At 72.4% G+C, this 11,893-nt stretch carries 8 protein-coding genes; 5 read left to right on the forward strand and 3 right to left on the reverse strand.

Annotated features, from left to right (window positions below; genetic code table 11):
• Positions 1-49 precede the first annotated feature (49 nt).
• Genes SMD20_RS17735 through SMD20_RS17750 form a run of 4 tightly spaced genes read left to right on the forward strand, consistent with a single transcriptional unit; the run spans position 50 to position 4,537 of the window.
• Positions 50-1,402 carry an extracellular solute-binding protein gene (locus SMD20_RS17735; protein ID WP_329582148.1) on the forward strand — a complete coding sequence of 451 codons (1,353 nt, stop codon included), beginning with the start codon at positions 50-52 and terminating at the stop codon, positions 1,400-1,402.
• Positions 1,399-2,328, forward strand: a complete 930-nt coding sequence (locus SMD20_RS17740; RefSeq protein ID WP_329582151.1) for a carbohydrate ABC transporter permease — start codon at positions 1,399-1,401, stop codon at positions 2,326-2,328. The genes SMD20_RS17735 and SMD20_RS17740 overlap by 4 nt, the downstream gene beginning before the upstream one ends.
• A gap of 1 nt (position 2,329) precedes the next feature.
• Positions 2,330-3,220 carry a carbohydrate ABC transporter permease gene (locus SMD20_RS17745; RefSeq protein WP_329582154.1) on the forward strand — a complete coding sequence of 297 codons (891 nt, stop codon included), beginning with the start codon at positions 2,330-2,332 and terminating at the stop codon, positions 3,218-3,220.
• Between the two features lie 9 nt (positions 3,221-3,229).
• Entirely contained in the window at positions 3,230-4,537 is a 1,308-nt protein-coding gene (locus tag SMD20_RS17750) for an erythromycin esterase family protein (RefSeq protein WP_329582157.1), read from the forward strand.
• 1 nt (position 4,538) lies between these two features.
• On the opposite strand, the gene SMD20_RS17755 is transcribed toward SMD20_RS17750, so the two are convergent.
• Positions 4,539-6,437 (reverse strand): ABC transporter ATP-binding protein, encoded by a 1,899-nt coding sequence (locus SMD20_RS17755; RefSeq protein ID WP_329582158.1) that lies wholly within the window; start codon positions 6,435-6,437, stop codon positions 4,539-4,541.
• Between the two features lie 138 nt (positions 6,438-6,575).
• Here SMD20_RS17755 and SMD20_RS17760 point away from each other — a divergent pair, with 138 nt between their 5' ends.
• Positions 6,576-7,100 carry a snapalysin family zinc-dependent metalloprotease gene (locus SMD20_RS17760; RefSeq protein WP_329582161.1) on the forward strand — a complete coding sequence of 175 codons (525 nt, stop codon included), beginning with the start codon at positions 6,576-6,578 and terminating at the stop codon, positions 7,098-7,100.
• A gap of 4 nt (positions 7,101-7,104) precedes the next feature.
• On the opposite strand, the gene SMD20_RS17765 is transcribed toward SMD20_RS17760, so the two are convergent.
• Together SMD20_RS17765 and SMD20_RS17770 are read right to left on the reverse strand one after the other, a co-directional pair.
• Entirely contained in the window at positions 7,105-9,567 is a 2,463-nt protein-coding gene (locus tag SMD20_RS17765; RefSeq protein ID WP_329582163.1) for a glycoside hydrolase family 3 N-terminal domain-containing protein, read from the reverse strand.
• Positions 9,568-9,730: 163 nt separating this feature from the next.
• On the reverse strand, positions 9,731-11,779 hold the full coding sequence (locus tag SMD20_RS17770; RefSeq protein WP_329582165.1) for a M14 family zinc carboxypeptidase: 2,049 nt from the start codon (positions 11,777-11,779) through the stop codon (positions 9,731-9,733).
• Positions 11,780-11,893 lie beyond the last annotated feature (114 nt).

An 11,893-nucleotide genomic window follows, 5' to 3' on the forward strand; every position in this document is an offset into this window, starting at 1 on the left:
TCAAGGGGACGCGCGCCCAACCCCCCGGCGTTCGAGTACGGAGATCAGCGTGGAGACCAGGACAACTTCCCGCCGCACGTTCCTCAGCCTCTCCATGGGCGTTCCCCTGGGAGCCGCCCTGGCCGCCTGCGGCAGTTCGGGGCCGACCAGGCCCGGCACCGCCGCCAGCACCGGCGGCGGAGGGGGCGGCAGCAGCGCGACCTACTGGTACCTGTCCACGCAGCCGCAGGAGGGCGTGCGTACCAGGACCATGGAGCGCTTCAACAAGGCCAACCCCAACGGCACCATCGAGGGCACGACCTTCCAGAACGACGCTTTCAAGACGAAGATCAAGACCGCCATCGGCGCCGGCCAGGCCCCCACGCTGATCTGGGGCTGGGGCGGCGGCACGCTGCGCAGCTACGTGCAGGCCGGCCAGGTCGACGATCTCACGCCGTTCTTCGAGCAGAACCAGCAGCTGAAGGACCGGCTCTTCCCCTCCTCGTTCGGCGCGGCCACGATCGACGGCAAGATCTACGCGATGCCGTGCGAGACCATGCAGCCCATCGTCCTCTACTACGACAAGCGCGCCTTCGAGAAGATCGGCGCGCAGCCGCCCCAGACGTGGGGCGACATCATGGACCTGGTGCCGAAGTTCAACGCCAAGGGCATCGCGCCGTTCTCGCTGGGCGGCCAGTCGCGCTGGACGAACATGATGTGGCTGGAGTTCCTCTTCGACCGCATCGCCGGCCCCGAGGTCTTCCAGGCCGTCTTCGACGGCGAGAAGGACGCCTGGTCGCACCCCGCAGCCCTCGACGCCCTGACCAAGATGCAGGAGCTGATCAAGGCCAACGGCTTCATCAAGGGCTTCTCCTCGATCACCGCCGACTCCAACGCCGACCAGGCCCTGCTCTACACCGGCAAGGCCGCGATGATGCTGCACGGCGGCTGGACGTACGGCAGCATGAAGACCGACGGCGGCGACTTCGTCTCCGGCGGCAACCTCGGCTACATGAACTTCCCGCCGGTCGACGGCGGCAAGGGCGACCCCGGCAACACCGTCGGCAACCCCGGCCAGTACATGTCGATCTCCTCCAAGGCCACGCCCGAGCAGAAGGAGATCGCCAAGAAGTTCTTCGCCACCGAGCTGATGAGCGACGCCTCGGCCAAGGAGTGGGTGGGCACCGGCGCGGTGCCGATCGTCAAGGGCGCCGACTCGATGTTCACCTCCTCGCCGGACGCGGAGTTCCTCAAGTTCGTCTACGGCATCGCGGTCAACGCCAAGTCCTTCGCGCAGTCCTGGGACCAGGCGCTCAGCCCGACGGCCGCCGAGGTGCTGCTGGACAACATCGCCAAGCTGTTCCAGCTCTCGATCTCGCCGCAGCAGTTCACCTCGAACATGAACGCGGTCATCGGCAAGTGAGCGTCATCCCCCTCCCGTCCGGGCGGAACGTTCCCCCGGCCGCCTCGTCCGGCGGCCGGGGGGCCTCGGCGCTCCCCTGGCTCGCGGTCCCGGCCCTGGTGTTCTTCGTCGGCTTCGGCGTGATCCCGCTCATCGGGGTGCTCCTGCTCAGCTTCACCTCATGGGACGGGCTCGGCGACATCAACGTCACGGGCTTCGACAGCTGGCGGGCGGTCCTCGCCGACCCCGGGCTGCCGCACGCGCTCTGGGTGACGTTCCTGGTCATGGCCCTGTCGTGGCTGGTGCAGACGCCGGCGAGCATCCTCATCGGGGTGTTCCTGGCCGGGCAGCAGCGCTACCGCGCGGTGCTCGCGGTGCTGTACTTCATCCCGCTGCTGCTCAGCTCGGCGGCCATCGCGATCACCTACAAGGCGCTGCTCGACCCCAACTTCGGGCTCGGCGCCGGGCTGCAGATCGACCTGCTGGTGCAGGACTGGCTCGGCGAGCCCGCCCTGGCGATGGGCGTGATCATCTTCGTGGTGTCGTGGCAGTTCATCCCGTTCCACTCGCTGATCTACCAGGGCGGCGTGCGCCAGATCCCCCGCTCGATGTACGAGGCGGCCGAGCTGGACGGCGCCGGCCGGGTGCGCAAGTTCTTCAGCATCACGCTGCCGCAGCTCAAGTACACGATCATCACGTCCTCGACGCTCATGGTCGTCGGCTCGCTGACGTTCTTCGACCTGATCTTCGTGCTGACCGCGGGCGGTCCCGGCGATGCCACCCGGGTCCTCGCCATCGACATGTACAAGCGCGGTTTCCAGGCCAACCTCATGGGCCCGGCCAGCGCGATCGCCTGCATCCTGGTTCTGGTGGGCCTGGTCCTGGCGCTCCTGCTGCGCCGGCTCGGCGGCCGGGACGCGAGCGCCAGCCAGCTGGAAGGGGCCTGACATGGCGACGACGCTGACCAAGGAGCCGTCGCGGACCGCGGCCCAGCACGCCCGCCCGCCCCGGCGCCGCCTCGGGGATCGGCCCAACTGGCTGGGCGGCGCGATCAGCTGGATCTGGCTGCTCGTCGTGATCGTGCCGATCTACTGGATCGTCATCACGAGCTTCAAGTCGCAGAGCAACTACTACGCCGAGAACCCGTTCGCGCCGCCGGCCGAGCCCACCCTCGCCAACTACGACCTCGTCATCGAGTCGGGCTTCATCCGCTACTTCATCAACAGCCTGGTGGTGGCGATCGGGGCGGTGGCGCCGGCGGTCGCGGTGTCGTTCATGGCGGCGTACGCGATCGTGCGCGGCGGCGGCAGCCGTTTCCTGCGCTCCACGAACTCGCTGTTCCTCATGGGGCTGGCCATCCCGCTCCAGGCCACGGTCATCCCGATCTACCTGATCATCATCAGGCTGCACCTGTACGACACGCTGCTGGCGCTGATCCTGCCGTCGATCGCGTTCGCGATCCCGCTGTCGGTGCTGGTCCTGTCGAACTTCATCAGGGACGTGCCGAAGGAGCTGTTCGAGTCGATGCGGCTGGACGGCGCCAGCGAGTGGGGCACGCTGTGGCACCTGGCGCTCCCGCTGACCCGTCCTGCCGTGGTGACGGTGACCATCTACAACGCGCTCGCCATCTGGAACGGCTTCCTGCTGCCGCTGATCCTGACGCAGAGCCCGGAGCAGCGCACGCTGCCGCTGGCCTTGGCGAGCTTCCAGGGCCAGTACAGCATCAACGTGCCGGCGGTGCTCGCCGCGGTCGTGCTGACCACGCTGCCCATCCTCGTCCTGTACGTGCTGGGCCGCCGCCAGCTCCTCGCCGGCCTGACCGCGGGGTTCAGCAAGTAACTTGGGCGCGTGACCGACGACGAGATCACCCGATGGCTCGCCGGGCGGGCGGTCCCGCTCGACGAGCCGGCCCCCTTCCGCGCCACGTTGAAAGCCGCGTTGGAGGGGGTGCGGCTGGCCGGGCTGGGCGAGGCCACGCACGGCAGCGCCGAGTTCTTCTCCCTGCGCCGGCGGCTGACCGAGCTCCTGGTGCGGGAGCTCGGCTTCACCATCTTCGCGATCGAGGCCAGCGCGGCGGCGGCCCGGGCCGTGGACGACCACGTGCGCACCGGCCGCGGGGACGCCAGGCAGGTGGTCGCCGGGCTGGGCTTCTGGACGCTGGACACCGCCGAGATGCTGGCCGTGGTCGAGTGGCTGCGTGAGCACAACCGCACCGCCGAGCGGCCCGTACGGTTCGTCGGCGTCGATCCGCAGCACCCGGGCGCGGCGCTGCGGAGCCTGCGCGAGCACCTGGGAGGGGCGGCGGAGGAGCTGCTCGGCCCCTTGGACGTGCTCGCCCGGTCGCGGTGGGGGCGGGACGAGCCGCTGGGGCCCGAGGTCGAGGCCGCGGCGCGTCGGCTGGCTGATCACGTGGCCGAGCATGTTGCTGATCACGGCCCCGAGCACGGCCTGGAGCCCGGCCTGCACGGCACCGACCAGGCCAGCGGCGCCGAAGCCCGCGAGGCCGCCCGCGTTGTCCGTGAAGCCGCCCGCGTCGTCCGTCAGGCAGCCGACCTGTCGTGCCGTCCCTTCACGCACACCGATCCGGAGCTGACCCTGGGCGCGGCCCGCGACCGCTACATGGCCGAGAACGCGAGCCTGCTGCTCGCCGAGCCCGGCGCGAAGGTCGTGCTGTGGGCGCACAACGGCCACATCGGCAAGGGCCGCATCGGCGGGGCCGCCACCATGGGACACCATCTGGCCGGCGCCCACGGCCCGGCCTACTACGCCCTGGGCGCCCTCTTCGGCTCCGGCGAGTTCCGCGCCGTCCCCAAGTCCCGGCTGCGCCGCCGGCCCTGGTTCCTCCGGTTCGGCGCTCCCTCTCCGGAGGACCGGGTGACGACGCGGACGTTCCGGGTGCCGCCCGCGGGGACGCCGCTCGCCGTGGAGACGCGGCTGGCCGCCGCCTGCGCCGCCGACCACGTCGTGGACCTGCGCGGCGGGGAGCGGCCGGCGGCCGTGGCCGAGTGGCTGGCGGGCACCGCGCACGTCCGGTCGTTCGGCGCGGTCGCCGGCCGGCTCACCGCCTCGCTGGCGTTCAAGCCCGTGGTGCCGGGCGAGGAGTTCGACGGCCTGGCCTTCGTCCACACCGCCACCGCCTCCACCCCGCTCCCGTAGCTCACCGGTAGGCGGCGGCCTGGAGGCTGTAGAGGTCGGCGTAGAGGCCGCCCCTGGCCATGAGCGCGTCGTGGTCGCCCTGCTCGACGACCTTGCCGTGCTCCAGCACGTAGATGCGGTCGGCGAGGCGGACGCTGGCCAGGCGGTGGGTGATGAGCAGCACCGTGCGGCCGTCGGCATGGCTGCGGATGCGCTCGAACAGCGCGTGCTCGGCGCGGGCGTCGAGCGCGGCGGTGGGCTCGTCGCAGATGAGCAGGTCGGCGTCGCGGTGGAAGCCGCGGGCCACGGCGATGCGCTGCCACTGCCCGCCGGACAGCTCGTGGCCGTCCTTGAACCGGCGGTCGAGCAGGGTGCGGTAGCCGTGCGGCAGCCCGGCGATCACCTCGTCGGCCCCGGCCACCGTCGCCGCCGAGTGCAGGGCCTGCTCGCCCTTGTCGGTGCCCATCGTGATGTTGTAGCGGGCGGCGAGCGGCCAGCGGGTGTGGTCCTGGGCGATGACGGCGGTGCGGGCGCGCAGGGCCTCGGGATCGACCTCGCGCAGGTCGGTGTCGTCCCAGTGGACGGTCCCCGTGTCGGGCTCGTACAGGCCGGCGAGGATCTTGGACAGGGTGGTCTTGCCGGAGCCGTTCTCGCCGACGAACGCGATGATCTCGCCCCGCTTGATCTCGACGGACACCCCGCGCAGCGCGGGCTGCTCCGCGCCGGGGTAGGTGAAGGTCAGGTGGTCGGCGGCGATGCGGTCGAAGCCCTCGGGGGCCGGCCGCGGGCGGGGCGGGACCAGGCGGCCCTCGGCGTCGGCGCAGAAGCGCAGGAAGTCGGTGAAGTAGAGGCCTTGCTCGTACAGCGTGTTGGTGGTGAACAGCAGGCTGGACAGGGAGCCCTGGGCCGACCGGATGGCGAGGACGGCGGTGCCGGCCACGGCCAGCGGGATCGCGCCGAGCGCGAGCAGCACGCCGAGCGCGACGTAGACCAGGGCGCTGCCGAGGCCGCCGAGCGCCTGCCCGGTCAGCCGGGTGAGGGTCTGCCGCCTGACCAGCTTGAGCATCTCCTGCTGCTCGGCCCGCGCCACCGTGTCGTAGACGCGCAGCAGGAACGCGCGCATGGTGAAGGCGCGGACCTCGGCCGCGCAGTCGCGGTCGGCCAGCAGGCGGCTGATGATGTACTTGCGCCGGCGGGCCGGGACGAGCCCGTTGACCGTGGTGTAGCGCTGGCGGGCGGCACGGATCGCGGCCCAGGCGTCGGGCAGCACGGCCAGCGGGAGCAGCGGCAGCAGCACCGGGTGCAGCACGCCGAGCACGCCGGCCGCCGCCACGATGCCGACGAGCGAGGTGACGACGTCGACGGCGGCGGAGACGACGACGCCGACGGTGTTCATGCCGTAGCCCTCGGCGCGTTCGAGCGCGTCGTGGAACTCCGGATCGTCGTAGGCGATCAGCTCGACCTTGCTGGTCAGCCCGTACAGCCGCGTCTCGGCGGCCCGTTCGAGCTGCGGGCCGAGCCGCGCCTCGGCCCATCCGGCGCCCGCCTGCAGCAGCGCGCGGGCCACGGCCGCCACGCCGACCAGGACCAGGCTGGGCAGGGCGGCCATCACCCGGTCCGGGGTCGGGCCCTCGCTGAGCAGCGCGGTGAGCGCGCCCGTGGTGGCCAGCAGCCCGAACGCGGTGACGATCCCGCCGAGCAGGCTGAGCGAGACGGTGGACACGGTGTCGCGGGGACTGGCGGACCACGCCAGGCGCAGCGCCTCGGCGATGAGCGAGGGCAGCCGCCTGGCCATGGTCAGGAAGCCGACCGCGGCCATGGTGTCGTGGTGGAAGTGGAAGGTGGAGGGCGCGATCTCGCCGAGTTCGAGATCCGGCTCGGGCACGGGCCGGGGGCTGGGTTCGGGGGGATCTTCGGGCATGAGGTGAGTGTGCCCGCCCGGACCGACAGACTCGCCGTCGGCGAAGGTCATAACACCGTGATAGGGGCAAGCTGACAGGTGCCGAGGCGCGGGGGCGCGCATACCGTGACAGCCACCCCCACCCCTCGGAGGACCCCCATGCCCCGACGCTTACGTCTCGCGCTCTCCCTCGTCCTCGGCCTCGCCCTGCTCGCGGTCGCCACCCCGGCCCGCGCGACCGCCCTGGTCACGGTGCTCCGGTACGACTCGAGCCGGGCGGCCGAGTTCGTCTCGGCCGTGGACCAGGCCGCCGCGATCTGGAACTCCAGTGTGTCGAACGTGCGCCTGGTCAAGGGCACGCCCGCGCACTTCACCGTGATCGCCGACAACGGCTGGCCCCGCGCCCTGCCGACCAGCCTCGGCCGCGGCACGGTCTGGATGGGCCGCGAGGCCACCTCCCAGGGCTACAACCCGGTCCGCATCGCCGCCCACGAGATCGGCCACATCCTCGGCCTGCCCGACCGGCGCACCGGCCTGTGCAGCGATCTGATGTCGGGCTCCAGCGCGCCCACGAGCTGCACCAACGCCTACCCGAGCGCCGCCGAGCGGGCGGCGGTGGACCGGGCCTTCATCGGCTCCGCCGCGCCGCTCGTCGAGTTCGACCGGCTGCACGTGGACCGCTGACGACTCACCCGCACCGGTAGCCGTCCGGCAGGCGCGTGTCGCCGGCCGGGCGGCTGCCCTGGAAGCCGAAGGACGTGCTCGCGCCCGGCCCCAGCGACCCGTTGTGCGCGGCGTTCCTCGCGGTGACGCTCTGCCCGCTCGCCGTCAGGCCGGCGTTCCACGAGCCGGTCACCTGGTGGCCGGCGGGCAGCGTGAAGGTCACGGCCCAGCCGGTGAGCGCGCTCGTGCCGGTGTTGGTGACGGTGACCTGGACGACGTACCCGTTGCCCCACTGGCTCTGCACGCTCGCCGTGACCGAGCAGCCGCCCGTCCCTCCGTCGGGGCGGGTGGTCACGGCGACCGTGGCCGAGCGGGGCGAGCGGTTGCCCGCCGCGTCCTTCGCGTACACGGCGAACGTGTACGCGGTGTTCGCGGCGAGACCGCTCACCGTCGCGGCGGGCGTGGCGGAGGAGGCCACGGCCGTCTCGCCGGAGCCCGTCACCCGGACCACGTCGTAGCCGGTGACGCCCACGTCGTCGGTGGCGGCGGCCCAGGTCAGCCGGACCGACGACGAGGTGACGTCGCCGGCCGACGGCGTGCCGGGTGCGGTGGGCGGCGTGGTGTCGCCGGGCGAGCCGCCGTAGGTCAGGCCGAACCCGTACGGGAACAGCGGCGTCTTGCCGTCGCCGTCGTTGATCGGCTGCTGGGAGGCGCTGCTCATCCAGGTCACGGGCAGCTTGCCGGTGGGCTTGACGGCGCCGAACAGCACGTCGGCCACCCCTTGGCCCTCGGTGCCCGGCAGCCAGGCGGCGACCAGCGCGTTCCAGCCGGGGAGCTGGGCGGCGACGTCCAGCGGCCGGCCGCTGACCAGCACGACCACGACCGGGACGCCGGCGGCGCGCAGGGTGGCGAGCGTGGCGAGGTCGGCGCTGTCAAGGCCCAGGGAGCCGGGCCGGTCGCCCTCGCCCTCCGCGTACGGCGTCTCGCCCACGACCGCGACCGCCACCCGGTAGGAGCCGTCGATGCCGCCGCCGTCGCGGCTGTAGGTGACGGTCGTGCCGGAGCCGGCGGCGTTCCTGATGCCCTGGAGGATGGTGGTGCCGGGGGTGATCGCGCCGGCCGAGCCCTGCCAGGAGATCGTCCAGCCGCCGCTCTGCAGTCCGATGTCGTCGGCGCTCTTGCCGGCCACGAAGATCTTGCCGCCGGGCGCGAGCGGCAGCACGTTCCCGCTGTTCTTCAGCACGACCTGCGACTTCGCGACCGCCTCGCGGGCGATGGCGCGGTGCGCGGAGGAGCCGACGGTCGCGGTGTAGGAGCGGTCGGTGAGCGGCTTCTCGAACAGGCCGAGCTCGAACTTCTTGGTGAGGATGCGGCGGACCGCGTCGTCGATCCGCGCGGTGCTCACCCGGCCGGCCTGGACCTCGGCCCGCAGCAGGTCGATGAACTGCCGCCAGGAGGTCGGCGCCATGACCATGTCGATGCCGGCGTTGACGGCGGTGCGCACGTCGGAGGCGGAGGCGCCGGGTGCGCCGTCGATCTGGTCGATGCCGTTCCAGTCGGAGACGACGAAGCCGGTGAAGCCCAGCTCGCCCTTGAGCACGGTCGTGACGAGGTACTGGTGGCCGTGCAGCTTGGCGCCGTTCCAGCTGCTGAAGGAGATCATCACCGAGCCGACGCCCTTCTCGACGGCGGCGCGGAACGGCGGCAGGTGGATCGCCCGCAGCTCGGCCTCGGAGAGCTGGGTGTCGCCCTGGTCGACGCCGCCCGTGGTGCCGCCGTCGCCGACGTAGTGCTTGGCGGTGGCGAGGACGGAGGCGGGGCCGTTCAGCGCCGTGCCCTGGAGGCCGGTGATGAACGTCGTCATCTCGGACGGCAGGGCGGGCGTCTCGCCGAACGACTCGTACGTGCGCCCCCACCGGTCGTTGCGCGCCACGCAGAGGCAGGGTGCGAAGTTCCAGTCCACGCCGGTGCCGGAGACCTCCTCGGCGACCGCCCGGCCGATGCGCTGGACCAGCGCGGGGTCGCGGGCGGCGCCGAGGCCGATGTTGTGCGGGAAGATCGTGGCGCCTGCGACGTTGTTGTGGCCGTGCACGGCGTCCACGCCGTACAGGATGGGGACGCCGAGCGGGGTGGCGAGGGCTGCGTTCTGGAATCTGTCGTACATGTCGGCCCAGGACGTGGCCGTGTTCGGCGAGGGCGCGGAGCCGCCGCCGGACAGCACCGAGCCGAGCCGGTAGGCGGTGACGTCGGCGGCGCTCACCGAGCCGCGCTCGGCCTGCGTCATCTGGCCGATCTTGTCGTCCAGCGACATCCGGGACATCAGGTCGCTCACCCGGGTGGGCACCGGCAGCGTCGGATCCTGGTACGGCAGCGCCGCCACCGCGTACGCTCGCGGCCCGCCGGCCGGCGTGCCCGGCACGTTCAGCACCGCGAGGGCGAGCAGCGTCACCGCCACCCCCGCCGCCCACTTCCCGATCCTGCTTCGCATGACCCTCCACCCCTGGCTGCCGGCACTGTTTTGGGAGCGCTCCCAAGCGCACTGTAGGTCACCGGCACCAGCGCGCCCATCCGCGCCGCCCGCCCCTCCCCCGGCACCAGCGCGAACGCCCCGGAGAAGGTGAAACTTTCACCTTCTCCGGGGCGCGCGTGGGTCAGCGCCTGTCGCGGTGCTCGGCCGCGATGCCGATCAGCGCGATCAGCCCGGCCGCGAACTCCAGCGCCTCCTGGTGTCCCTCGGCGAACGGCGGCTGGAAGCCGACGCCCTCCCAGGCGCCCGTCGAGGCGTTCCACAGGTCGGCGCCGACCTCGAAGTCCCAGCCGTAGATCCCGTGGTCGTACCAGAGCTCGTCGGCCGAGTTGCCGGCCGCCGAGTAGAGCACGTCCGTCACCGGACCGGTCTGCTGCGGCCAGATGACCGTGCCGCGCTCGGCGGCGATGGCCTGCTCGATCGTGCGGGCCGACTCCAGGAAGTACGCCTCCTCACGCGGCGCGGGACGGGGCAGGGTGACCCGCCCGTCCAGCTTGTACGCCCCCGGAGGCCACATGAAGTACCCGCCGTAGCTGTGGATGTTCATCGCGAAGCGGATGTTGGAGTAGCGCTCGGCCAGCCACATGACGTTGCGGCTCTCCGGCTCGGAGCGCTCGGCGGGACCGGCGTAGGTGCCGCTCGTGCAACTGGCCGAGGCCCCGAAGTAGCCGTCGGACAGCGAGCCGGCCGCGTAGTTGCGGTTGACGTCCACGCCCCAGTTGTTGCGCAGCGCCGGGTCGGACTGGCTGTCCGGGCAGTGGTTGGTCAGGTTCTTCCGCTGGCCGTTGAAGTCGTAGAAGCTGTAGTTCGCGCCGTCCGGGTTGACCGTCGGCACGATGAACACGTCGGTGCGCTCCAGCAGGCGACGGGTGGCGGGGTCGCGGTCGTGGTTGCGCAGCAGGCGTTCCGCCGCCTCGATCGCGACCAGCGGCGCCACCCACTCGCGGGCGTGCTCCTGGGCGTAGGCGAGCACGCCGGTGCGTGAGCCGTCGCGGTGGGCGCCGATGCGCAGCGCCAGCACCCTGGCGGGCGCCCTGGAGACGTCGGCCGGCGCGCGCAGGAAGTCGCTGAGCTGGGTGAGCGGCGCCGGGGCCAGCACACCCGCGCCGGGGTCGGTCCGGTAGAGCGAGGCCCGCAGGGGGACGCCGGGGGTGGCGTTGATCGCGGCCACGACCTGAGCGGCGGTGCTGGTGAGCGCGCCGGAGCCGTCGGTGGCCAGGGCGACCCTGATGATCTTGCCGTCCACGGTGACCTCCAGGGCGCGGCCGGGCGCGCCTGGATCGGTCAGCTCGACGGCCAGGTCGTTGCCGCCCTCGGAGCCGTACGCGGCCGAGGTGACCACGACGGCCGCGCCGGGCGGGGTTCCGAGCAGGGCCTGGGCCTTGCGGCGGTAGCCGTTGGTCGGGTACGGCAGTGTGACGAGCTCGGTGAGCCGGGGGAACTCCTTGTGGAGGGCCTTGATGCGCTCGTTGAGCTGGTCCGGCGGCATGTACTGGGTGACGAAGTCGGTCCGGTAGCCCTTCGCCCGCCGGTCGGGCGCGTCCCCGTCGGGCCATTCCGCGACCCGGGCGTCGGCCTTGCCGCCGCCCGCCGAGGTCACGGTGACCCACTCGGGGCGGGCCGTCGCCGGGACGGGGGTGCTGAGCTGGTGGCCGAGGTAGGCGCCGGCGTCCACGTACGGCACCAGCTCCGCCTGCCCGGCCGAGCCCTGCTTCCCGCGCCAGCTCACGGTGAGCGTGGCGGCCTGGGCGAGGCTGCTGGAGGCTTCGACGGACAGGAAGTAGCCGTCGCGGGACCTGAACCACACGGCCCGCTCGATCACGACCTGGTCCCGCCCTGCCGTGGGCGCGGGCGTGGGCCTGCCGCGCCTCGCGGACGGCCCCTCGGCGGCGAGGGTGGCGCCGAGGGCGCGCAGGCCGTCCAGTTCGCTCTGCGTCAGCACGGCGTCCACCTGGACGCTGCCGTCGGGCTGGGGGCGTACCCGGTGGGTGAGGTCGGCGCCGGAGGCGACCAGGCGCTCCATCGCGGCGCGGTCGGGGACGGAGAGCGTGACCAGCGAGGCCGGCTCGGGGTCGGCGGGCCCGGCGACGGCGGCCGGGGTGGGAGGTTGGGCGACGGTCAGGGTCGCGAGGGTCAGCGTCAGAACGGCGGCGGACGCTTGTAAGCGGCGCATCTGTCCTCCTGAGGGTGCCGAGGCTCACCCATTGAAGAACGATCACCAAGGCCGTACAAGACCCTTGACTTCGCGAAAAGGGGAAACCCCCGCCCGGCGGGAGGCCGGACGGGG

The organism is Nonomuraea sp. LP-02 (assembly GCF_036289125.1).
In the GTDB taxonomy this organism is placed as follows: domain Bacteria; phylum Actinomycetota; class Actinomycetes; order Streptosporangiales; family Streptosporangiaceae; genus Nonomuraea; species Nonomuraea bangladeshensis.

Coding starts and splice junctions, on each gene's coding strand:
- SMD20_RS17745 (WP_329582154.1), top strand. CDS start 2,330: ATGGCGACGACGCTGACCAAGGAGCCGTCGCGGACCGCGGCCCAGCAC.
- SMD20_RS17755 (WP_329582158.1), bottom strand. CDS start 6,437: ATGCCCGAAGATCCCCCCGAACCCAGCCCCCGGCCCGTGCCCGAGCCG.
- SMD20_RS17760 (WP_329582161.1), top strand. CDS start 6,576: ATGCCCCGACGCTTACGTCTCGCGCTCTCCCTCGTCCTCGGCCTCGCC.
- SMD20_RS17765 (WP_329582163.1), bottom strand. CDS start 9,567: ATGCGAAGCAGGATCGGGAAGTGGGCGGCGGGGGTGGCGGTGACGCTG.
- SMD20_RS17770 (WP_329582165.1), bottom strand. CDS start 11,779: ATGCGCCGCTTACAAGCGTCCGCCGCCGTTCTGACGCTGACCCTCGCG.